This window comes from Vibrio sp. R10-SG3-ISO10, assembly GCF_059834185.1.
On record NZ_JCBDHG010000002.1, the window covers coordinates 57,660 to 79,225 of the forward strand.

The 21,566-nt window shown below is 46.6% G+C and carries 36 protein-coding genes; 13 read left to right on the forward strand and 23 right to left on the reverse strand.

Annotated elements, in window-relative coordinates:
• Nucleotides 1–4 precede the first annotated feature (4 nt).
• Nucleotides 5–1,432 carry a cytochrome-c oxidase, cbb3-type subunit I gene (ccoN, locus tag AC6R16_RS00905; RefSeq protein ID WP_500673249.1) on the reverse strand — a complete coding sequence of 476 codons (1,428 nt, stop codon included), beginning with the start codon at nucleotides 1,430–1,432 and terminating at the stop codon, nucleotides 5–7.
• Between the two features lie 259 nt (nucleotides 1,433–1,691).
• On the opposite strand from ccoN, the gene AC6R16_RS00910 reads away from it, so the two are divergent.
• The 7 genes from AC6R16_RS00910 to AC6R16_RS00940 all read left to right on the forward strand — a co-directional run bounded on the left by AC6R16_RS00910 (nucleotide 1,692) and on the right by AC6R16_RS00940 (nucleotide 6,016).
• Nucleotides 1,692–2,054 (forward strand): hypothetical protein, encoded by a 363-nt coding sequence (locus AC6R16_RS00910; RefSeq protein ID WP_171324314.1) that lies wholly within the window; start codon nucleotides 1,692–1,694, stop codon nucleotides 2,052–2,054.
• A 208-nt stretch (nucleotides 2,055–2,262) separates the two neighbouring features.
• A complete protein-coding gene (locus AC6R16_RS00915) occupies nucleotides 2,263–3,408 on the forward strand; it encodes a hypothetical protein (RefSeq protein ID WP_500673250.1) in 1,146 nt (381 codons plus the stop codon).
• Nucleotides 3,409–3,876: 468 nt separating this feature from the next.
• Nucleotides 3,877–4,302 (forward strand): phage protein, encoded by a 426-nt coding sequence (locus AC6R16_RS00920; RefSeq protein WP_500673251.1) that lies wholly within the window; start codon nucleotides 3,877–3,879, stop codon nucleotides 4,300–4,302.
• Between the two features lie 124 nt (nucleotides 4,303–4,426).
• Nucleotides 4,427–4,708 (forward strand): hypothetical protein, encoded by a 282-nt coding sequence (locus AC6R16_RS00925; RefSeq protein ID WP_500673252.1) that lies wholly within the window; start codon nucleotides 4,427–4,429, stop codon nucleotides 4,706–4,708.
• 32 nt (nucleotides 4,709–4,740) lie between these two features.
• Entirely contained in the window at nucleotides 4,741–5,118 is a 378-nt protein-coding gene (locus tag AC6R16_RS00930) for a hypothetical protein (protein ID WP_500673253.1), read from the forward strand.
• A 141-nt stretch (nucleotides 5,119–5,259) separates the two neighbouring features.
• Nucleotides 5,260–5,595: a hypothetical protein gene (locus tag AC6R16_RS00935; RefSeq protein WP_253649409.1), complete on the forward strand. Its 336-nt coding sequence runs from the start codon at nucleotides 5,260–5,262 to the stop codon at nucleotides 5,593–5,595.
• A gap of 34 nt (nucleotides 5,596–5,629) precedes the next feature.
• On the forward strand, nucleotides 5,630–6,016 hold the full coding sequence (locus tag AC6R16_RS00940) for a hypothetical protein (RefSeq protein WP_500673254.1): 387 nt from the start codon (nucleotides 5,630–5,632) through the stop codon (nucleotides 6,014–6,016).
• Between the two features lie 63 nt (nucleotides 6,017–6,079).
• On the opposite strand, the gene AC6R16_RS00945 is transcribed toward AC6R16_RS00940, so the two are convergent.
• The 22 genes from AC6R16_RS00945 to AC6R16_RS01050 form a co-directional block, all read right to left on the reverse strand.
• Nucleotides 6,080–7,348: a hypothetical protein gene (locus AC6R16_RS00945; protein ID WP_500673255.1), complete on the reverse strand. Its 1,269-nt coding sequence runs from the start codon at nucleotides 7,346–7,348 to the stop codon at nucleotides 6,080–6,082.
• Nucleotides 7,349–7,405: 57 nt separating this feature from the next.
• Nucleotides 7,406–8,926, reverse strand: a complete 1,521-nt coding sequence (locus AC6R16_RS00950) for an SIR2 family protein (protein ID WP_500673256.1) — start codon at nucleotides 8,924–8,926, stop codon at nucleotides 7,406–7,408.
• Nucleotides 8,927–8,997: 71 nt separating this feature from the next.
• Nucleotides 8,998–9,759 carry an ORF6N domain-containing protein gene (locus AC6R16_RS00955; protein WP_500673257.1) on the reverse strand — a complete coding sequence of 254 codons (762 nt, stop codon included), beginning with the start codon at nucleotides 9,757–9,759 and terminating at the stop codon, nucleotides 8,998–9,000.
• 256 nt (nucleotides 9,760–10,015) lie between these two features.
• Nucleotides 10,016–10,171, reverse strand: coding sequence for a hypothetical protein (locus AC6R16_RS00960; RefSeq protein WP_500673258.1), 156 nt, complete (start codon nucleotides 10,169–10,171; stop codon nucleotides 10,016–10,018).
• Entirely contained in the window at nucleotides 10,171–10,581 is a 411-nt protein-coding gene (locus AC6R16_RS00965; RefSeq protein WP_500673259.1) for a hypothetical protein, read from the reverse strand. The genes AC6R16_RS00960 and AC6R16_RS00965 overlap by 1 nt, the downstream gene beginning before the upstream one ends.
• Nucleotides 10,578–11,006 carry a M15 family metallopeptidase gene (locus tag AC6R16_RS00970; protein ID WP_239826604.1) on the reverse strand — a complete coding sequence of 143 codons (429 nt, stop codon included), beginning with the start codon at nucleotides 11,004–11,006 and terminating at the stop codon, nucleotides 10,578–10,580. The genes AC6R16_RS00965 and AC6R16_RS00970 overlap by 4 nt, the downstream gene beginning before the upstream one ends.
• Nucleotides 11,007–11,022: 16 nt before the next feature.
• Nucleotides 11,023–11,436 carry a hypothetical protein gene (locus tag AC6R16_RS00975; protein ID WP_500673260.1) on the reverse strand — a complete coding sequence of 138 codons (414 nt, stop codon included), beginning with the start codon at nucleotides 11,434–11,436 and terminating at the stop codon, nucleotides 11,023–11,025.
• Entirely contained in the window at nucleotides 11,436–12,086 is a 651-nt protein-coding gene (locus tag AC6R16_RS00980) for a hypothetical protein (protein ID WP_500673261.1), read from the reverse strand. Before AC6R16_RS00980 ends, AC6R16_RS00975 begins: the two co-directional genes overlap by 1 nt.
• Entirely contained in the window at nucleotides 12,083–12,859 is a 777-nt protein-coding gene (locus AC6R16_RS00985) for a hypothetical protein (protein ID WP_500673582.1), read from the reverse strand. Before AC6R16_RS00985 ends, AC6R16_RS00980 begins: the two co-directional genes overlap by 4 nt.
• 127 nt (nucleotides 12,860–12,986) lie before the next feature.
• Nucleotides 12,987–13,124 carry a hypothetical protein gene (locus tag AC6R16_RS00990; protein WP_500673262.1) on the reverse strand — a complete coding sequence of 46 codons (138 nt, stop codon included), beginning with the start codon at nucleotides 13,122–13,124 and terminating at the stop codon, nucleotides 12,987–12,989.
• Between the two features lie 65 nt (nucleotides 13,125–13,189).
• Nucleotides 13,190–13,327, reverse strand: coding sequence for a hypothetical protein (locus AC6R16_RS00995; protein WP_272280831.1), 138 nt, complete (start codon nucleotides 13,325–13,327; stop codon nucleotides 13,190–13,192).
• A 9-nt stretch (nucleotides 13,328–13,336) separates the two neighbouring features.
• Entirely contained in the window at nucleotides 13,337–13,609 is a 273-nt protein-coding gene (locus tag AC6R16_RS01000; protein ID WP_272283386.1) for a hypothetical protein, read from the reverse strand.
• A 9-nt stretch (nucleotides 13,610–13,618) separates the two neighbouring features.
• Nucleotides 13,619–14,440 carry a major capsid protein P2 gene (locus AC6R16_RS01005; protein WP_171803105.1) on the reverse strand — a complete coding sequence of 274 codons (822 nt, stop codon included), beginning with the start codon at nucleotides 14,438–14,440 and terminating at the stop codon, nucleotides 13,619–13,621.
• Nucleotides 14,441–14,449: 9 nt separating this feature from the next.
• Nucleotides 14,450–14,581, reverse strand: coding sequence for a hypothetical protein (locus AC6R16_RS01010; RefSeq protein WP_257214423.1), 132 nt, complete (start codon nucleotides 14,579–14,581; stop codon nucleotides 14,450–14,452).
• Between the two features lie 107 nt (nucleotides 14,582–14,688).
• Nucleotides 14,689–15,408, reverse strand: coding sequence for a hypothetical protein (locus tag AC6R16_RS01015; RefSeq protein ID WP_500673263.1), 720 nt, complete (start codon nucleotides 15,406–15,408; stop codon nucleotides 14,689–14,691).
• Complete coding sequence (locus AC6R16_RS01020) at nucleotides 15,377–15,868, reverse strand: hypothetical protein (protein WP_500673264.1); 492 nt, start codon at nucleotides 15,866–15,868, stop codon at nucleotides 15,377–15,379. The genes AC6R16_RS01015 and AC6R16_RS01020 overlap by 32 nt, the downstream gene beginning before the upstream one ends.
• A complete protein-coding gene (locus AC6R16_RS01025; protein WP_500673265.1) occupies nucleotides 15,852–16,322 on the reverse strand; it encodes a hypothetical protein in 471 nt (156 codons plus the stop codon). Before AC6R16_RS01025 ends, AC6R16_RS01020 begins: the two co-directional genes overlap by 17 nt.
• A complete protein-coding gene (locus tag AC6R16_RS01030; protein WP_500673266.1) occupies nucleotides 16,312–16,554 on the reverse strand; it encodes a hypothetical protein in 243 nt (80 codons plus the stop codon). The genes AC6R16_RS01025 and AC6R16_RS01030 overlap by 11 nt, the downstream gene beginning before the upstream one ends.
• Before the next feature lie 218 nt (nucleotides 16,555–16,772).
• The gene (locus AC6R16_RS01035; protein ID WP_272283391.1) at nucleotides 16,773–17,123 is read right to left on the reverse strand and encodes a hypothetical protein; all 351 of its coding nucleotides are present in this window, start codon (nucleotides 17,121–17,123) and stop codon (nucleotides 16,773–16,775) included.
• Nucleotides 17,124–17,534: 411 nt separating this feature from the next.
• Entirely contained in the window at nucleotides 17,535–18,107 is a 573-nt protein-coding gene (locus tag AC6R16_RS01040; protein WP_500673267.1) for a hypothetical protein, read from the reverse strand.
• Nucleotides 18,104–18,442 (reverse strand): hypothetical protein, encoded by a 339-nt coding sequence (locus AC6R16_RS01045; RefSeq protein ID WP_171325507.1) that lies wholly within the window; start codon nucleotides 18,440–18,442, stop codon nucleotides 18,104–18,106. Before AC6R16_RS01045 ends, AC6R16_RS01040 begins: the two co-directional genes overlap by 4 nt.
• Nucleotides 18,443–18,534: 92 nt before the next feature.
• Nucleotides 18,535–18,702, reverse strand: a complete 168-nt coding sequence (locus AC6R16_RS01050) for a hypothetical protein (RefSeq protein ID WP_272245722.1) — start codon at nucleotides 18,700–18,702, stop codon at nucleotides 18,535–18,537.
• A 121-nt stretch (nucleotides 18,703–18,823) separates the two neighbouring features.
• On the opposite strand from AC6R16_RS01050, the gene AC6R16_RS01055 reads away from it, so the two are divergent.
• From AC6R16_RS01055 to AC6R16_RS01080, 6 genes are all read left to right on the forward strand, one after another.
• On the forward strand, nucleotides 18,824–19,096 hold the full coding sequence (locus tag AC6R16_RS01055; protein WP_500638932.1) for a transcriptional regulator: 273 nt from the start codon (nucleotides 18,824–18,826) through the stop codon (nucleotides 19,094–19,096).
• A 314-nt stretch (nucleotides 19,097–19,410) separates the two neighbouring features.
• Entirely contained in the window at nucleotides 19,411–19,839 is a 429-nt protein-coding gene (locus AC6R16_RS01060) for a phage protein (RefSeq protein ID WP_500673583.1), read from the forward strand.
• Between the two features lie 123 nt (nucleotides 19,840–19,962).
• Nucleotides 19,963–20,244 carry a hypothetical protein gene (locus tag AC6R16_RS01065; protein WP_500673268.1) on the forward strand — a complete coding sequence of 94 codons (282 nt, stop codon included), beginning with the start codon at nucleotides 19,963–19,965 and terminating at the stop codon, nucleotides 20,242–20,244.
• 47 nt (nucleotides 20,245–20,291) lie between these two features.
• Nucleotides 20,292–20,654, forward strand: a complete 363-nt coding sequence (locus AC6R16_RS01070) for a hypothetical protein (protein WP_500673269.1) — start codon at nucleotides 20,292–20,294, stop codon at nucleotides 20,652–20,654.
• A gap of 141 nt (nucleotides 20,655–20,795) precedes the next feature.
• A complete protein-coding gene (locus AC6R16_RS01075; protein ID WP_500673270.1) occupies nucleotides 20,796–21,131 on the forward strand; it encodes a hypothetical protein in 336 nt (111 codons plus the stop codon).
• Nucleotides 21,118–21,552: a hypothetical protein gene (locus tag AC6R16_RS01080; RefSeq protein ID WP_500673271.1), complete on the forward strand. Its 435-nt coding sequence runs from the start codon at nucleotides 21,118–21,120 to the stop codon at nucleotides 21,550–21,552. The genes AC6R16_RS01075 and AC6R16_RS01080 overlap by 14 nt, the downstream gene beginning before the upstream one ends.
• Nucleotides 21,553–21,566: the final 14 nt, after the last annotated feature.

Consider the following 21,566-nt stretch of genomic DNA (forward strand, 5'->3'; position numbering starts at 1 on the left):
CTCCTTATGCCGGCTGTGGGATAGCTTTAAGGCTATCTTTAGGCGCTGTTACCGTCTTATACGTGTTGTATGCCATTAGGAACATACCTGCTAGGAAAATAAATCCACCTAGGAAACGTACAAAGTAGAATGGGTAAGACGCTTCAACTGACTCAACAAAGCTGTATGTCAACGTACCGTCAGAGTTAACTGCACGCCACATCAGACCTTGCATTACACCAGAGATCCACATTGCAACGATGTATAGAACGGTACCGATAGTTGCTAACCAGAAGTGAGTATTGATTAGACCAACAGAGTACATACGCTCTTGACCGAATAGGCGAGGGACTAAGTGGTATACCGAACCGATAGATACCATAGCAACCCAACCTAGCGCACCAGAGTGTACGTGGCCGATAGTCCAGTCAGTGTAGTGAGACAGTGCGTTTACTGTCTTAATAGACATCATTGGACCTTCAAACGTAGACATACCGTAGAACGATAGAGATACAATCAGGAAACGTAGAATAGGGTCATAACGTAGTTTGTGCCAAGCACCAGACAGCGTCATGATACCGTTGATCATACCACCCCAAGACGGAGCGAATAGAACCAGTGACATCACCATACCTAGAGACTGCGTCCAATCTGGAAGTGCAGTGTAGTGTAGGTGGTGAGGACCAGCCCAGATGTATAGAGATACTAATGCCCAGAAGTGAACGATAGACAGACGGTAAGAGTAAACAGGACGTTCAGCTTGCTTAGGTACGAAGTAGTACATCATACCTAGGAAACCAGCTGTCAGTAGGAAACCTACTGCGTTGTGTCCGTACCACCACTGAACCATTGCATCCACCGCACCTGAGTAAATCGAATAAGACTTACCAATAGATACAGGGATTGCCATGCTGTTTACGATATGAAGAACCGCAACAGTGATGATAAAGGCACCGAAGAACCAGTTTGCTACGTAGATGTGAGATGTCCTACGGGTTATCAATGTTCCAAAGAACACGATAGCGTAAGAAACCCAAACAACTGCGATGGCAATATCGATTGGCCATTCTAGCTCTGCGTATTCCTTACCAGAGGTGAAACCCAATGGCAGAGTAATCGCGGCTGCTAAAATGATGGCTTGCCAGCCCCAAAAGGTAAAGGCGACAAGAGGGCCACCAAAGAGACGAGTTTGACAGGTACGCTGAACAACGTAATAAGACGTTGCGAACAGGGCACTTGTACCAAACGCAAAAATAACCGCATTAGTATGCAGAGGACGTAAGCGACTGTACGTCAACCACGGCGTATCAAAGTTTAGCTGTGGCCAAACTAATTGAGCGGCAATCAAAACACCAACGGCCATTCCGACAATGCCCCAAAGAATAGTAACAAGGGTAAATTGACGGACGACTGTATAGTTGTAGTTTTGTTCAAGCTGCTTTTCTTGGCTCATTTGCATGCTTCCAATTTCTAATTAACTACACTTTACTTCCAACACGACACATGTCGTAATGCCACCCAAAACTGTTAAGAAAATCACACCAAAATTCATTGGTTAAATATTCTTGCCAGTTTTTAAAAAAAGTGGCATTTTCAGCCGCCAACTATACTGCATTTAACAATTCAATGACAGCGTAGTAACCTTACAGTCGGTCTGGTTTTGGCCTTTTATTTTAAAACTTTGAAGTTTGTTACACGGAGAACCCCACATAATGGCAGCACAGAAACTCACACGAGGCCGTTTTGTTCAAATAATCATCATGTTAACCCTACTTATTACAGCGTTTATTTGGCGTACGGTCACATTTACTGAAGGGCAAGAAATAGAGTGTGAGTTGAAACCAAATTGTACTTTTAGTGTTAAAAATGACCAGTTTTCAGCTTCGAAATTGGAAGGAAAAATAACCCTGAATAAACCCTCAAATAACTGGAAAATTTCAACCGAAAATAAGTCTGTCCAAATCATAGAAAATGAAAATAATTGGCAAATAAAAGGGGAAGAATTCGATAACCTAGAAATTCAATTATCCGATCTACAAGAGAGCCAAATAGTCGGTGTGACGTTTAGAATTTAACCAAAAAACCATCCCGAATTTTCTCCCAATAATTTCTTCTAATGCGGTGACCTGATTTGATAGGTTTACCGCATAAAGTTACTTAGCCTGTCATTTATTCGTCGATTTCTTTTGTGAAGTCAATCTCGTGTTCTATCTTTTCAATTAATGATAGTTAACCAAGTAATTTCAAGTTTGTTCTCAGCTTGAAGCGCATGCGAGGGAAATAATGTCCACAGTCACAGTCTTTTTTAGTGGTACCGGCGCCACATCGGAAAATCATGTTCATAAAAGTTATGCTTCCGGTGAGTTAGTTTCTGTCCTCGCAAAAAACGTATTGGGTCGAGATAACATCGACTATATACAAGTTGATGGAGTAGGGAGTGGGAACCTAAGTGAATGGCGCAAACAGACCGGTGATCAGGTACATTGGACTCTGTTCGGCCAACTGGCAGGCTGGGGCGTAGAGAGCAATATCTCCCATGTCATTAACTTACTTAAAGGCAGTTCTAGCGAAAAGAAAGACTATAAAGATAGAGCAAGTGCTTTGTTGGATGAATCCAAACCTTTTAATCGCCTTAGCTCTGCGTATTCGCGCTGGAAACAAGAACGAAACGAGTTGGCCAGCGATCTGAAAAGCGGCTTGGATTTACAAATGCAGAACATAAAAAGAGAGCGGCAGAGAGATCCCATAACACAGCTGAATCTTATCGGTTGGAGTCGTGGTGGCGTAAGTTGCTTCGAACTTGCCAACGAGTTACTTGAGCATCCGCAGCTTGCAAACATAAGTGTCAATATATTCGCCCTCGATCCTGTACCAGGTGGTCTTAACGCCTTTAAGAACTATAAGTCGCTAGGCTCAAACGTAAAACAAATCGTCTGTTTTTATGCCAAAGACGAACGTTCTTTATTCTTCAAGGCTAGAATGCCAAAACTCCACAAGAACACTAAGTTCTACACAACCATGATTCCCGGTAGACATGCGACATTAGTGGGAGCATCACGAACGAGCGGCGGTGGCAAGGGTGAGCATAAACTCTTTGGCCCTGGACAGATCACAAGAGACTTTGCTGAAAAGGTTCTGACTAGTTGGGGAACAAATTTTTCGAGCAATTCAATGCTCAATTATTCAAAAGAGCAAATTCTAGAAACGTATCAGCGGATCGCAAGCAACAAAGCACAGTTCGAGAAAATGCAGAGTAACGTTTATACACTGAAGAATCAGATTTTCACGTCAACGCCAGATCGTATCGCAAAACCATCAGTGCTAATGGGCATTGACGGAATATTTGAAAACGCAGTAAACAGACATCATTACGATGTATTGAACAACAACATCTTCGCAATCAGAGGTACAGCTTCAGCGCTGTGTTAAACGATCACTAATAAACAGTATTAGAATCGACAGATTATAAATACTGTTTATTAGGTATTTTATGGTAAATCCATTATGTTCAATGAATTAGAGCAAAGTAGAGTACCAACAGCCATAAACAAGCCAGATTTCGCGTACACGCATATTCAATTTAACATAATATACATAATGCGCACTAAATTGTATTTTTTGCTCGGATTATCAATAGCTTGGTTTTCACTGCAATTGGTCATTTCTTGAAATCCTAACATTTTGTTTTGCTTCCAAATCTGAATTCAATTAGTCGATAAATAAGGATTCGCGCCTTGTCATTCGGTCTGTGCTTTTCCTAACTCAGTTTTGTCGCGCGACGACTTTAGTCATTCTTGTGGGTTTTTCATCGCCATTGACAATCAGTCTGCGCGCATTAAACGTCAGGACCTATTAAAAATTGGGTCGAATTAATTTTACTATTAGAAGGAAGATCACATGAATTTGTTGAGTTTTCATCAGCTCGTCCACCGTCAGTTCATGGACATCAAACAAGCCGCGGCGTTTTTTCACGTTCAACCGATCACAGTCAAACGCTGGCTGATTGGTCATCATCCCGTGCCACCGATGGCAGAAAAATTACTCTTGCTCAAATCTCGTGGCTATCTGCCCATCGACGAACGCTGGGATGGTTTTCGCGTGCATGAAGAACGCGCCACATTGATCACGCCCGAACGCCGCGAGTTTAGCCCCAAAGAACTGTTGGCCTTTGTCCATTGGCGCGACGAACATCGCCAATTGGTCGAGTTACACGGTCACATTAACAACCCTAAGCATTATCCACCTAAGGAAAACGTGCTGCCATTTTCAGGTGGCGGTCATCGTCGTCAGCCTGCGCCCTGGATACCGAGTAAATTTAAGTGACTATCGCCAGTTAGATTTTGCAGTGATTCTTCTCGATCACTCGACTCATGTCTCGCTCACGACTCTGTAAGGAAGTTTGCTTTCTATATACAGTGTCTCTTAAGAAGAATTCATGGAATAAACAATGCCGTTATATTGTGTCACTAATTGGCGCGACTATTCACTCATCACTGCCAAATCGCCGATGGCGGCCATTCAATCCCTCTATGGCCGCCATTACGAACTTTTAGACAATCAAACACTCACGCAAGACTGTGTGGTGCATGTAATGTGCTGCGAATATCAAGGCTATGTTGAATCGATCCTAGAGCGCATGCACCGTGATATTGACCGCGTTCTGTGGCTAGACATGTACCAAAATACGTTACGCTTTCAGTCAACTTGCAAATCCCTATCTATACATTAGAATAACTGTATGTATATACAGTCATTCTAATTATGCAGTTTAGATATGTGAAAAGTCACGTTGGTCAACGTGTCGATGATAAGGGTCAGGATCACCGCGGTCGCACTATCCAAGTGCCCTGCTTGCTCAAAGACGGAACGATCAAAGAAGCCCTATTTCGCGGCGCCATCGATGTGAATGAATGCGACAACTACCAACGTGTCAAGCTGGTTGGTTTCACGAGCTACAGTCCGGATGATGGCCAAACCTGGGTCAAACTTGAAACCCACTCATACCTGGTGGGCGTTCGGATCTGGGATGAGCATTACATCGTGCTATACGACGGATTACCCAAAGCCTTCGTCTACGAGCCCAAAGGCCCAACACGCTATTACAACAATGTAGTGCCTTTCCCTGTGAACAAGCCCTAGCCAATCACACTGCCTTGAGACGTTTGTGTGATGACTCTTCGTCAAGCTTGATCTTTATTCCTAATCCTCACCATGAGATAGTCAACGGTTTGCAATGATGCTATACCAACCCTTCACGACCATTAACTAAGGACTAAAGTGATGGCGGAACTGGGTTACTGCTCAATCAACAATCTGCAACTGTCGTCGGAGTCACTTGATGCTGTTGCCGAGATAAAAGACATCATGGAAGATGGCAATATGCTCGCGTATTCGGTTGGCGCCGTGCCGTTGTTCGATCTCTTCCTCGGTAAGCAAAAGCCAGCCGAGACGTTAATTAGCATCGCGGGCTATGATTGGGTTGAGTTTTCTGAGGTGTTATCCTCAGTGAACAGCATCGTTAAGAACCGAATTAATGGTATTGCCGAACCGTTAAGCTGGCGAACTCATGGAGAAGAAGGTGAATTTTGGAGGTGTGTATCCCGTGCGACGTTGTAGCTCCCTACTCTGCGCCTTGCTCATAAGCACTAGCGTGCACGCTGACGCCTTTCAGCAAGCAATGATTGACTATGGCAATAAGCTTGAGGAATGCCTTGCCATCGCGAAGAACAATACCGCCGAATTTCCTGTCACTGACTGGTTTTCTGAACTTGATATTCAAAGCAAGAAAAACGTGGTGCTTTATCTGTCGTTAGACAACCGTGCCCGTTGTTCTGCACAAGAAAAAGCCTACCTAATCAAAACTGCAGAAACGGCCCCTGCACCCGCAAAAGAGCCGTTACGTTTCTTATTGGAAGAAAAGCCTTATCGAGAATATATCAATGGTCTCGATAAGGACGAAGTGCTCCGAATCCAGAGTGAGTTTGCGAAGCCATTTGACTCACTTAGGGTTGGTGGTGACTTAGGTTTGCTAGAATAAAACGCGAAACCCTTTTCGATTACAAGAGATTAGAAATACCTCATAAAACGTTTGTGATATATTTCAGGTGATGTGTTTATTGGAGCTTTCCAGCATCATTAATTCCCAATCGGGGGTCTTTCCTTGCTCGATTATTTTACAAATAGCCTCCACACAGTAGGTGTCTGCCTCATCTAGAACCTTTGTTACTTCTTCATGACCTCTATGAGCAATTTTCACTTTTGCGTCTAGCTTGCCGGAATGCGCAGCTTGAGAGCGGCAACTATACAGCGATGAGAAGAATCGTAATAACTTTTTACGCTGCTCAACACTTTCACCTAAAAACAGTGCAGCTCGTAGTCTAAGAATAAAGGAGAGCTGCTCATTGTGTTGCTTGTCACTCAAAAATAGTGCTTCACAAGCTACCCCTAAATCTATAGCCTTATCAACGGGATTACTTCTACGTCGAGCTTGATTTATCCGCTCAATTGGTACGCGCAGCAAATCTCTTACATTTTGATCCAATGCTGCAAATTTAGAATACAACCGACTCTTTTGTATCCAGTCCTCTTCCGTTAAGTGCGTTGTGGTTCGTGAAAGTACATCGATTACAGTCCCACTCCACCCCCCACCGAGGAGCTCTTTGCAAGGTGTATTGTTTGGTAAATCGCACCAAGCTGCTACAGGAACAGGGGTAGATTTTTTAACTAACGTCAGAAATTCACAAAACTCATATAGTTTCTGAAAGCTTAAATGATTTGAAGATGACATTTCAGAGACATTATATGACTTAGGTCTAGCCGTAGCTTTCATTACTACAGCGGACTCTGGAGGACGGTAACCATTGTTCATGTGATGAGGCAAAAAACCCATTTTCAAAATGAACTCCGGCCTCATATATAATGGATACAAGGACTCTTTTACGCGAGAGTCTGGCAGTTTATCAAATGGTATAAGTTCAATGTTCTCATTAATATGAATAACATCTTTCACGCTAATTCCGGAAATCGTTAAAACTTGAAAACATGGTGTACTATCGGTGTCCAGAAATGACCCCAAACACTGCACAGCCTGATTTATACCGTCCAACCTAGATCTTCCAACAAGCCATCGAGCTAGAAGTTCAATACTGACTTGAGATGAACCACTGCCTGTATTCATGAGTTTATCTTCGAAAACAGCTTTGATTCTCTGTTGAGAACTTAAAAATAGTAATAATGATTCGAGTTCTTCTATCTTTATCGCGTAAAAATTGAAAGTCGGATCGGTCATAGCCGGAGTCGTCCGAATAGGACTATCAGTTAATTTTGGTAAGAGCTCAACCAGAATTGAAGTAAGTTTTTCGGTATCCATCACGACTCCCAAAGTTAGCACCTGCGCGCTTTTGAATTACATACCTTGCAAACCAAATTAGTTTTCGTACTTTGAGACTCTACGTATGATCTCTGGTATCTCATCATAAGATTCATACCATATCACCGTTACGCCTAACTCCTTCATTAGCTCTTCATTCAACGCATGATGCCTAAGTAAAAATTTTTCAGCGGCATCTACATTGTTTACAACAGCTTTCTTCTTGCCAGTCTCAGTGTCAAAACAAAAATCAGATGTAGACAACCTTTTCATAAATGAATAATGCTTCGACTGCTCAATATTTCTGGAAGATATGTCCAGTAGCCTGCGCAAATTAGGATCCGTCATTGATAGCCCAACCATCAGACAGTTATTCTCTCTAAAAGAGTTCAATTGAACTAGATTGGACCAGTGATACGAATCAGAATATATATGGTGATAGCCCTCTTCAGAGAACACTAAGGTTGAATTATCCAACCCTTCATAAAACTTTCTTACTTCTGGTAAGAAACCATGCACATGATAGATTGGTAGCTCATCAGGGTCGTAAACCTCATTATCTGTGTATATACAACGATGGTGGATAGTGTTTTCTTTGAGTTGTCGCTCCAGCAAATCGTCAAAATTATAGGTTACTACTGACTTTACTTTCGCTCCTGTTCGGCGTGGCAAACACATGGAGGCAATAGCTTTAATTAAATCAGAAGCAATTGGGTAACTATCATCTCGAAGCTTATATAGGTTATCAGTAACAGCCCTAACAAAATCCTTAGTTTCATTATCATTTTTTGATAGTCCTTTTCGCAGATAACGAGCAGCCATAAGAGCCGAAGGCTCATCAACTGTATTCAAACGATTTACCAAATCACCAATGTCCTCATCTTTAATTGCCACATCGTTGTCAAACTCTTGGGTAAGATAAGTGACAAAAAGTGAGTTTAGTAACGTAGTCCAATCCGGCATACCTGCACTGCTAGATACTCCAGCACCTAGAAACAAGGAAAACTGTCCTTTGCTATAACTATTTTTTAATTTTTCTATAACCTCATCACGCTCCACCCGCCAATCTCTAGGCGATTTTGAAATTGCAGAAGACAATCGCAATGCGAACAAGTTATCAGCTATTTTTTTAACTATTCGTTTATTCTTTGATGCGATCCTGTTGAGCTCTATTGGTCCCCAAACTATCAACTTAAATGGGAGTGAATAGTATTCTAACTCTGCCATGATACGATCCATAACAGAAACTGGGATCGGTTTAGCATTAACAAGTAAGAGATTCTGAAAAGGAGTCTCTATATATAAGCGCGAAGCTTGGTGCAGTAGTTTTTCAAGCTGCTTTGCGATGGGACCTGCGGCAAAATTAAACTTAATCTCTATTAAAGTAGCTTCTTTAAACTCATCAAAACCTTGTGGAGCATAGGCATCCCAAGAAACATTTTTGCCTTGGGATAACACAAACTCTTTTCCTTGGTTTTCGATATGGTGCTTAAAAAGGTGTTGTATAAAAGTTTCAAACGAGTAGTAACTCTTTGGCCCCCCAAAATCAATGTTTGCAATTATCTCATCTATAATCATTACTACTTATCTCATCTTATTGTTTAAACACAGCTTATGGGACTACTTCAACTTTCTAGTATCGCTACTGATCACAATCGGTCACTAAATATCTCTTGTAAAATAGCTTCGTCATAGGAATTTACTTTACCAAAGCGCTCATCAGGCACTTCATATATCGTTCCCGAACGACTGCGAGTCAATTGGGCTGCTCGAGCACCCCTTAACTTAGCTTCGGTCAAGTCTATTTTTAAACCTTTAGCTCGGCAAAAAGCCATAACAGTATAATGATTAGGTTGGCCAAATTTGTGTTCCAATGCAGCACTGGCGGCTTGCAAAGCGTTGTTAGCAAGCTCATTGACTGTTTTTACCTGTTGACGCGTATCCAATAAGTGCTGTTGAGTCTTTACGTTTTCTTGCTCTAACGTCTTAATACGGTTGTCATGCTCAAGAATTAGTTGAGATTGCTGAACTAGAAACTCCGCTGTGGACATTGGCTTTTTACTGTCAAAGTAGCCATCGGATAGCTGCTCTTGTACGTCCCATGAAAAGTCGTCATTGAATCCTTTGACTAACATGGAATACCCACGTTCAGTTAGTAGCACCAATCCAGAAGGTGGAACACTAATATTAAACTTGGAGAAAAAGTTCTGCTCATCTGGAGTTGCAAGAAAATAGTGCTTTCCGCTGACTAAGCGATGTTGATTTTGCCTAAAGAAACCCTCTGCGGTTCCTGAAGCTAGGCGGTGCAATATATCGACTATATGTGGTGTGACAACTCTCTCACCTTCAAACTCTATGACTGGGATAGTCAAATCGACAACAGTAACTTGACCAACTTGTGTTGAACTCACTATCGCTTTCCTCATGTTCATTAAACCACTCATTCTATGTGGACAAACATGCAATTTACAAGCACCTAATTTCATATTTTCTTATTATTAGAAACTCGGAACGAAAAACCGCCCTGTTGAGCGGTTTTTTTATCGTTTACGGCTTGTTTTTCGTCGCTTTCTCGTAGCGCTAGCTTTCACTACGCGTCCACCTCTGAGCGTATAGCCTTTCTTAAGTTGGCCGTTTTGCTTGCGGCCCTTGCACTTACAACATCGTTTAGCCATGACTGTCCTCCAGTTTGCGTATTCGTTGTTCCTGGTCTTGCTGCACTTTCTTTATCCAATTGATGTCGGTTTTGAGCGCTGCGATGGTGCCTACACTTGAGACCACGCCGGTGATTAAGGAAATGAGCATCGCTTCGAGTAGTCCCATCACTGCCCCCTGAACTTACCTGAGAAAAATTCGAGCAGATAACGAACCATGGCACGCATACCAAGCGTATCAATGACGACCGCGCCGACAACGTACCAGTATGGCTCAGGGATGTTCTGCAGCGCTGCAAAACCTTGTTCGACATAGGGCGCATAATCGGGAATGAATGACAAGATGAGCGGGATGAACACCACAAGTAGGATAAATTCATCTTTGAAGCCGCGCTCTTTGATGCTGACTTCATCCAAACTGCTGGCTTGTTCTTCACCTTTTTGTAGCCGGCGTACCCTCGCCTGATGCTTCTCCTGATCGAGCTCGTCTTTGCGCTTCAAGGCTTCCGCTTTATTGCGGTTATACTGCCTATAAGTCGCGAGTCCGCCATTAAACAAACTGACTATCGCGCCAATCATGGGTACACCTGTCGATCGAGCTCAATGTGTGGACCATCTTTAAACGACGTCCAGTCGCCACCCCAGACAATCGGCACGCCCAGTTCTCTGGCCGCTTGTTTAAACGCCCAACTGACTTGCTCGTAGTAACTGAAGCCCCATGTGACGTTTCCGTCTTCGTCATACACGACATAGTCAATCGCGTGACCGGTTTGGTGACGACTGATTCGCGAATAACCGTCAAGCTGACTGGCCTTGTCTTGAAAGAGCTGAAACTGCTCTTCGGCCGTGCGTTTTCCCGAGGTAATACCAAAATCAAACGGACTCAGCTCTAGCGCACGCCTGACCACGTTCTTTAAATCGTGATGGACGCCAATCAATTTGGTTTCGCTTCTAACCGACAGCGTGAAACCGCTGACGGCTTTATCAATCTGCTTCTTATTCATCAGATACACTCCCAGGCTAACTGTTAATAAGAGGGGGAATGCCCACCGCATCGGGCACCTCCTGTTTGAAGATCAAACGCGTTTCAATCCGTGAAACCAGCGCCACACTGCTCACCACTTGCAGCTCATCGGCGCCTTTGGGCTTAATGAGGGTCATCGGATAGTGATGATCGACGCCGGCTGCGAAAGACAGATACAAATAACGACGCTCAACAATCTGGTCACCTTTTAAAAACGACAGTGTCAGACTGCACAACTGCGCAGGAATCGTTTGGCGATTGCTCAGTGACGTGCGTTTAAACGACAAATCGACCAGTTCGACGTAGTCCGTAAAATGGAAAATCGCCGCCGTGCCAACGGTACCTTGTGATTCTGTGGCGATTTCAATATCGGGTTTGGCTTTGGGTGGTGGGTTATACAGCATCAACATTAGCGCATCTCCCCGACTCTGACGGTTTCCCCGTCTTTACCCTTAAGCGTGATGGCCTGATTGGTATTGAGTGGCAGATGGCCACCGGGATTAATCACCATAAAGCCCTGTACCATCACGGGCTCGGTATTGTCATCCGGCACCTGAAGAAACAGCGCTTTACGCTCGGAGCTGCCGGCAATAGTCTGTTCGGTGCCATCGAGCTCGAACACGCCTTCATCAATCGGCGCGTAGGTGTACAAAGTCACGCTAGGCGTCACGCTCAGCGTCTCGTTATCGACGTGAACCTTGAGCAATTCGTTCTGGATTTGGGCTCTGACTGTTCGTTGTATTTCGACCACACTTACGGGGCGCTGCACTTCATGCACCACCACCGCGTTGGACACATCGACTTTCTGAGCTTGGGTTAAAATTGGCACTTCACTGATTTGGTATTCAAACGTGGCGGCGTCATCGTGATGGTTTTCCAGAGTCAGCTCATCAAACTTGGTTACATCAACCGTATCGCCGCGTTGAATTTCAGTTGGCCTTAGCGCATCGCTGCGTATCATCAAGGTATGAGTCGACTCACGCAGAATAAGGAACTTACCCGCCTGTCCGGCGTTAAAGCTTAACGTTTGATGGGGTTCGAGGGTGTGCACTTGTCTCATGAGCGGCTTCCTTTAAACAGCACCGCGACGGTGATGATGGTGCCGGCGATACCGACAATCAGAGAAATGTTTTTCAGTAAGTTGTTGTCGGACTCAAGACCACCGGTCTGCTCGCGCGATTTGGCGCTACTGGCCATCGCCAGTGCCGCTTTGGTGGTTTCGGTTTGTTGGCCCGCCATCGACTTGATCGAGTCAATCGCGTACTGGCTGACTTCCGAGGTTTCTTCAAGCGCGGACGTACCGAAGTTAAACGCCTCATCGACGGTGTTATTGACCGTGTCGAGTGACCCTGTCACGATGATTTCGTTTGAGCGTAGGGTTTGCTGGCCAAAGTCGAGTGCTTCCTCGGCAAGATTACCCGCAATGGCCATCGCACCGTGGTCGGTCATGGTCAGATTGATATCGGAATCATTGACCCCTGCGACCATGATGCCGTAGTTATCTCGGCCCGCCGCCGCGCTACCACTGGTATTGGTCGTCGTTGTGACCGTACTTTGTCGACTTTGTGAAGAGCTTCTGCCACCCATATCTGCAAACCTTATTCGTAAAACGCGCTCATCGTCTCGGCGTTCTATCTCCTGAACCGGCAACCTGAGCCGCTTACGGATAAACCGCTCAGCGCCAGCGCGAAAGAAGTGCGCCCGTATCGAGTCAAAACCATGGGCTCTGGCATGATTAAGCGCGCCCAATGTGCCTGCGGCCATATCACCAACTAAAGCCACCACAACCAATTCTTTAGTGCCGTCTTTGAGTCCTTCACCCCTTAATAGCATCACGGTGTTATCAAGGCGAAAGACGTGTTCGCTGCCCTGTTTCACCGCGCGTTCGGCGTCGTGATAATAGTCTTTCAGTGGTGGTTTTAGTTGGTCTTTCACCCGCGTCCATTGTTCACGCTGAAGACTACTTCTTAAGTGCCACATACATGACGAGCAGCACCAACATCACGATCAGCCACCATTGTGAGCTAGTGCCACCGAGATTGATCCCGCCACCAGTAAAACCCATGTTATTGGTGGTGTTGCCCGACGTACCGGACATGGCCGGCCCTGACGCACCGCCTTGTAAGCCTCCGCCACCGGTTAACGACGTTAATGATCCAAGCATTACAGGCCCCCTTTAAACAAGATGATGGCGGCGATCACCGCAACCAACAGCAGGAGCTTATTCAGACCGTTGCTGGCACTCAGACCGAATACACTGCCCGCGCCAAACCCGCCTAACACCCAAAATAAAATTGGCATCCGCGTCTCCTACTTCTTAAACGCCATCACACCAAGCAACACCACGGTGGTCAGTGCTAGACCGCCACCGATGTACAGCACCATCGGATCGATACCAGATTGGGTGCCCATCGGACGCGTGACCACATTACCGGCGTTATCGACCTGCGGATGATTAGGCTGCTGGGTTTTGTTTGGATTGGAGGTTTGATCGTTGGTGTCGAATAGCCAGTCAGCATGTTCACCCACCGAATCGAGTGCCCCTGCGCCAAACTCCAGTAAATCATCAAAAAAGCTTTTCATGGGCGCTCCTTAGGCCGCGCCACCTTGCAGCTTCTCTGGTCGCTCAAGGCGTACCGATTCGACCAAAATAGGAATGGAACCGGGTACATCTTCGGTGGTGACCGAGAACTTCAAATTCGAGCTGTGCTGCGTGGGAAACAGTTCATCAATTGAGAAGCCGCGCACAATAGGATCGAAGTGGAAATAGCCTGCTTGCGGTGTGCGTTCGTTGCGCTTGGCGTTGGCTTCGGCGATAAACTTGTTCGCTTCAAACTCTTTGACGAAATCACGCTCAATTTCGAGCTTGGTGATCTTGTCGTGCATAAAGTGCATGCGGCGAATACTGATGAGCGGACTGGCGATCAGGTTAGTAAACTCATTCACGCCTGCTGCATTGGCGGGCATGGTTTCGCGTTTGACTAGTGGCACCACGACACGCATCGCTTGCGCGTTACTCACCCAAGCATGCACTTGGATCGTGAGTGGATCCGCATCCGCGCGCTTGTTGCGGAACTGAATATCGAGGTGAATGTTGTCACCCAGCTCTGTGACTAAGCCAGTGTAGCGCACCCCATTTTTGGTTCGAGCGACGACATCGCTGAACGGAATAATGTAATGGCCACTGGTGGGATCGCGGCGCTTGTAGCGCTCCAGCATCAACAGCTCTTCGCCGGTCAACACGTAGATTTCCTCAGCATTCAAAGTGATGGAAATTCGTGTCATGTCCTGCGCGTCAGCGTTGGTTTCGAGCACCAGTTCGTGATACGTCGGGCCATTGGGGATCGGCAGTGTGCCTTTTTGTCCCCAAGCCGCCCCGACCATAGAGTTAAGTTTGATTGGTTTGACTGACATAGCGCCCCCTTAGAACCAACCGGACTTGCCAAGAAGCTTATCTAACCCGCCGACTTTGTTGTTGACGGCCAAGATGATCGCCCCTGTCGTCAAAGCTGATACGCCAGCAATGATGGCAACGTTACGAGCATTCAATCGCATAGTGACATCCTCATTGAAATGGATGCCCTGACCCTAGGGTGCCTATGAGGGGTTGGATAGAGAGTGAAACCTATTAGGCAGACACTCTAACCTAATAGGTTTCAGCCTTACCGTGCAGGGTAGATTTTGCCCTGACGATGGTTACCGATACCGGGGCTTTTGAGGATGTAATCCGCATACTTCCCGTTGCCTAAATGCTCCCGCTCATGACAACCTTTCAGCGCGAGGATCGACTCGTACGGCACATCGTAATAGTCGGCAATATAGCGCGCATTACGTTTCGAACTGACCGCGCCAATGTAGATATGTTTCGATTCATCAAGCACGGTTTTCGGCACTTCCTGACTGCGCTGAAAGGTCGCGTGCATCACCAACCCAAAGCCACGACCACCGGTCCACAGTTCGCCCGCGACACCATCGAGTTTAGCGGTGTTGTTGGTGCACTTGGCCAGCTCCTCTATCACGCAATGCAACTCGTGCGCGTGTTGGCCATCGCCCAATGACCACACCATCTGCGCAAAGCGCTCAAGGTTGTCGCGGCTGCGTTCCTGATTCACAAGCGCCAGACGAAACGGCTTACGCTGCTTTCGCTCATACCAGGCACGCTGATAGAACTCAGAGAACGACGCACAAGGTACGACTTTGAGCCCTTCAAGCCGTTGCTCGGAGTGCTCGGCGTACGGATCGAACATCACCACTTGAGCCGACTTGGGGATCAGTTTGAGTTTACGAATGGCGGTGGTTTTACAGCTGCCCGTCGTGCCCATGTAACACACGTGCTGAGCATTCAGCGCGTTATTCTTGTTGACTGGATTGGGCAGCTTCATCCGTCTCTCCTTCTACCTGCGTGGCTTCCTTGCTGGCTTTGACCTCATTGAGGGCTTTTTCCTGACGCAATCGACGCACCTGAAGCGTACAACCGCCGACCAAGGTGCACGACGCCATGGCAAAGACCAGCTCTTTTTCATATTCGGCAAACCAAGCAAAACCGGCGGGCCCGTATTTCTGCAGCATTGGCGTAGCCGCATCGAGCCACTTGTTGCCGACGTTCTCATCGATTTCAAATGGCACATCAAACGCCGCACCGACGCTGAACTCGACAATGCCTAAGCCATAGCCGAGCATTTGGCGCGAGGTTTCCGGATCAAAGCTGGCTTCTTCCTGCTCGTCGCTTTCCGCCTGTTCAACGACTTGTTCTTCTTGCTGCATCTCATCGATGGCCGCTTGCGCGGTGAGATCACGCTCATCGACCGGTGCGGTCACGTCCATTTCATTGGTTTGACTCATCACTAGGCTCCTTGTTCTTCGTCAGCAAGACAAACAGCAACGCGCAGCCGCCGACAAAGGCTAAAGCGCCCGCGACGGTTCGTTTGGTTATCTTGGTCGGTTTCGGTTCAGTTATCGGGTTATCCTCACTACCCCCGTCATGAGGGGTTTCGTGCGGTTTGGTATCGGTTACCGAGTGCGGTTTTTGCGGGGTACTGTTTTTATAGCCAGTAGCAACCTCTTCACGGGTCGGTTTCATGTGGTTAGTTAACCAGTCTTGAAACGGTTTCCCCGCGCTTTGGTTGGCTTTGCAGTTGGGGCAAATGGTATAGAGCTGACCCAAACGGCGCTTATTCTTCGGTGGATCGCCGCCTTCGAGCACGCGATGTTCGCCAACGGCATGCACGGTACACACTTCGCCGCAACCATGCGTTGGACAGGCAATGTAGCCTTTGATGGGGTTCTTACTGGCCATGCTGCGCCTCCTCAAGTTCAATGAGCCGCTGATGGAAGTTCAGGGTAATGGCCTTCACAATGGAAACGGTGTTGTCGATGTGGCTTTTGGCTTGTTCGGCGGCCTGAATGGCGACCATCGGCTTTTTAAACGCAGGAATGCTTGACCAGTCTGGTGCAGATTGAGCCAGCGCCCGCTCGATGTCATCGAGTTTGGCCATTAAGTCGGCAAACTCTTGTTGTCTGATTGTCATACTGACCTCTGTCTCACGACGTTGGTGAATGGGTGCCCCTGTCTCACGACGTTAGCTCTTTGATTATGACGATTAATAAACCACTTTCAATCGTTATTTTCGATTAAAACCTCGGTTCTTGCCAGACCGTCGCGCAGCGACGCATATGGCGGTGGTGCATGACGGTTCACTACGGCTTATTACAGTGCTAAACCAATCAAAATGGGCGTTATCACGCATTATTTGACGGGTTTCGGTTTGGTTTCATCGACACGAGGCAGAATGGTGTGAATATACAGATACAAAAAGACAACGATGATGGTGTCGGCAAGGATCATAAAATCGTTACCGATGAGCAACGTGGTGCTGTCATCCTCACTGGGCATAGCAAACAAACCAATATTCACCGCCCAGGAATACCCAATGACAACCATTGTAAGAGAAAAACTCAGAGAATACAGACGACGAATGACAACAGCAGACATCCGACTTTTGACGATTAAGCCAAAAATCACCAATGGTATAAGAAACAATGCTATCTCGATGTAGATCATTACATCGCTCCAATTCGGGCCATCTATTTGTTTCATAAGTATATACTACTACGCTAGTAAACCACCCTACAGATCAATCCGTGTGACTTTCAACACACAGTCCAACTCTGACTCAGTACAATACTTCAAGCGCGGTTAAGGCGTCAGCTCGCTGGCGAGCAAGATACGCCGCTTCCTTAATGTTATCCCCGTTTTTCAGGGGGTAATACTAATCATCACTGTTATCTTTCTTTAGAAAGATCACTAGTCGTAGACTATGGATCAAACCGTTAAGATCCGGTTTCATGGAGCAGTTAATATGCCAAACCACCGCTTAGTCACCGCGTTATCCACAGAAACGGTGGATGACTGTGACAAAACGGTCATAAAAGCCGCAATCAAACCGGATTAAGGTCGGTTTTTCAGAGATTTAGCATGTGACAGACGGATCGAGGTTAGGCTGGTGGATCAACGATTGAGCGGGGATTGGTCGTGACGGCGGGCGAACTTACGCAGCAGCGTGATAGGTGTAAGCAGGTAACGGACATGGACGCCCGTGCGTGAAGCCATGCGCTTGATGGAGTCACTGGCGGCCGCCCTCGCCTTGAGCATCGCGTCGGTCAGACCCAGATCGGCAAAGTAGCGCTCGGTGATACGCTTAATCGAGGCTAAGCCGTACCACTCACCGTTTTCATTGTGTCTCGGTTGGGTGGACGTCAACCAGCCGCGCTGCTTGGCAAACGACACGCACTGTTTGACCCGCCAAACGGGTAAGCCCGTCCCTTCGGCCACATTGGCCCAGGTGCGGAGCAGAAAACCATTGCGCGTTGCGACGCCCACCTTACGGGTGCGCAGCTCAAGCTCACTGATCAAATAATCCATCACGGAAGCGATATCGCGCAGGAACTGGCGCTGCGTCGCTTTGCCGGACGCCGACAACAGATAAGCATAGCGTGAAGGATCTTGCAGCAGCGATGACCAGCGCGCTCGATGCAGCGCCGCTAACGGTCGCTCGCGTCGGGTAAACGTGGAAGCACTCATTGTAGTGTCGGACTCGCCATCTCGCGACACTCAGAGGCCATCACATCACAAACAAACCGTTCAAGTTCGTCAGTCAGTGGCGACACCTTGTTCACGCTGCCTGCATGGGACTCGGCAATACAATAGCTGTATTGCATCGCGTAGCTGGCCATTTCTCGCGCCACACCGTCAAAGCGTTTGGAGGGCGCCAGCAAATCACAGCCTAAGATCAATATCGGCGTGATAATGGTGGCTTGAGTAAGATGGTCCCCGCTGACGGCTTCAATGTCGCGTCCGGTGTGTATCGCTCTGATTAGGTGTGCCATGCACACCTCGACAATTTTCTGCTCTTCCATGCACTGGTTCCTTTACCTTGCGTTCCGTGAGCCTTTTTGGCCGTGGACGACGGTTACCATGGCGTCGATAACGTTTGACTAAATGAAAGGGATCAGTGACTGTGTTCATCACGCTGTCTGACTAGCTTCAAGACTTCGCGTAAGGCCACAATGAGCAGGCGCACGCTCGTTAAGGCTTTGCCCGTTTTGGCGGCGCGTTCGGCTTGATCCAGCGTCGCATCAATCTCAGTGTTTTGGTCTTCCATGTGGCGGTTCCTCACGTCCTTACCCTTCGGCGTTCACAGCCTATACCAACTTTTTTTGTATTAGAAATGCATCTCGGGGATGGCAATGAGGCTCGATTTACCCTTAAATCGTTAGTGACAGGAAGGCACTAGACCCATGGAAGTGATCAACTATACAAATGCACTTTTGAATCGCGTAAAAGCGATGTATGACCTAACCTCTGAATATCAACTCGCGCGAAAGCTCGACGTAAGCGACAAGCGATTGTATAACTGGCGAAAAGGCAGTTGTGGAATGGATTGGGATGTCGCGTTTAGGATCGCGGATATGCTAGGCGAAAGTGATCAAAATGTCGTGTATGGCCTACTTCCAAGCAAACACAAAAACTCCCGAGTAATCAAAGTGATAGAAGAAAACGCACCCGAGTAAAGGTGCGTTTTTTGCATTTAACTGCTTATACATAATGCGCACCCAGAACACTAATTTAGTCAGGAGAATCCCATGTCACGTTCACTGTGTAATTCGCTCATTGTCTTTCTTTTAAGTTGTTGTTTCGATTCCATTTAATCTCTAATTTATACAATTAATACACGCTGCGTTTTCGCGTTTCGGTTAGTTGTTTAAAAACATTACTTATCGCTCGCTGCGTGCAAAATGTGCGTTGATTGGCGCTGCCGATGAGTTTGGAAATAAAAAAAGAAAATAACTATCAACCTCCTCAACGGATTTCGAAGGAAGATCACATGTACAGCACCCATTCATTTCGTCAGTTACTGCACGCTCAGTTTATGGATCTCAATGAAGCCGCCGCGTTTTTTCACGTTCAACCGTATACCGTGACGCGTTGGATCAATGGCTATTCATCAATTAATCCCATGGCTGAAAAATTGCTTCATCTTAAAGCTCGCGGTTATTTACCACTGGATGCACGCTGGGATGGTTTTCGTGTCCATGAAGATCGCGCCACACTCATTACACCCGAACGTCGCGAATTCAGCCCCAAAGAATTGCTGGCGTTTGGCCACTGGCGTGATGAACATCGTCAGTTTGTTGAGTTACACGGTCACATTGACAACCCTAAGAAGTATCCGCCTAAGGAAAATAAGTGGCCTTTTTCGGGTGGCGGCTACCGGCGCAAACTGCGGCTTTGGGTGCCCAGCAAGTTTAAATGACTCACTTCAGGCTAAATTTGCAGTGATTCTTCCTTTGTAACTCGACTCATGTCTCGCTCACGACTCTGTAAGAAGATTCGCTTTCTATATACAGTGTCGTAAGAAGAATTCATGGAATAAACAATGCCGTTATATTGTGTCACTAATTGGCGCGACTATTCACTCATCACTGCCAAATCGCCGATGGCGGCCATTCAATCCCTCTATGGCCGCCATTACGAACTTTTAGACAATCAAACACTCACGCAAGACTGTGTGGTGCATGTAATGTGCTGCGAATATCAAGGCTATGTTGAATCGATCCTAGAGCGCATGCACTGTGATATTGACCGCGTGCTGTGGCTAGACATGTACCAAAATACGTTACGCTTTCAGTCAACTTGCAAATTCCTATCTATACATTAGAATAACTGTATATACATACAGTTATTCTAATTATGCAGTTTAGATATGTGAAAAGTCACGTTGGTCAACGTGTCGATGATAAGGGTCAGGATCACCGCGGTCGCACTATCCAAGTGCCCTGCTTGCTTAAAGACGGGACGACCAAAGAAGCCCTATTTCGCGGCGCCATCGATGTGAATGAGTGCGACAACTACCAACGTGTCAAGCTGGTTGGTTTCACGAGCTACAGTCCGGATGATGGTCAAACCTGGGTCAAACTTGAAACCCACTCGTATCTGGTGGGCGTTCGGATCTGGGATGAGCATTACATCGTGCTATACGACGGATTACCCAAAGCCTTCATCTACGAGCCCAAAGGCCCAACACGCTATTACAACAATGTCGTGCCTTTCCCTGTGAACAAGCCCTAGCCAATCACACTGCCTTGAGACGTTTGTGTGATGACTATTCGTCAAGCTTGATCTTTATTCCTAATCTTCACCATGAGATAGTCAACGGTTTGCAATGATGCTATACCAACCCTTCACGACCACACACTAAGGACTAAAGTGATGGCGGAACTGGGTTACTGCTCAATCAACAATCTGCAACTGTCGTCGGAGTCACTTGACGCTGTTGCCGAGATAAAAGACATCATGGAAGATGGCAATATGCTCGCGTATTCGGTTGGCGCCGTGCCGTTGTTCGATCTCTTCCTCGGTAAGCAAAAGCCAGCCGAGACGTTAATTAGCATCGCGGGCTATGATTGGGTTGAGTTTTCTGAAGTGTTATCCTCAGTCAACAGCATCGTTAAGAACCGAATTAACGGTATTGCTGAGCCGTTAAGCTGGCGAACTCTTGGAGAAGAAGGTGAATTTTGGAGGTGTGTATCCCGTGCGACGTTGTAGCTCCCTACTCTGCGCTTTACTCATCAGCACTGGTGTACAAGCTGACGCGTTTCAACAAGCGATGATTGACTATGGCAATAAGCTCGAAGAATGCCTCACTATCGCAAAAAACAACACCGCAGATTTTCCTGTTACTGATTGGTTTTCTGGACTTGATATTCAAAGCAAGAAAAACGTGGTGCTTTATCTGTCCTTGGACAACCGTGCCCGTTGTTCTGCACAAGAAAAAGCCCACTTAATAAAAGCGGCAGAGACGGCTCCTGAACCCGCAAAAGAGCCGTTACGTTTTTTATTGGAAGAAAAGCCATATCAAGAATACATCAAAGATCTCAAACGGGAAGAAGTGCTGCGAATTCAGCAGAAGTTTGCTAAGCCATTCGACTCCTTGAAAGTTGGCAGTAGCCTAGGTTTGTTGGAATAATTACGCCTTAACTG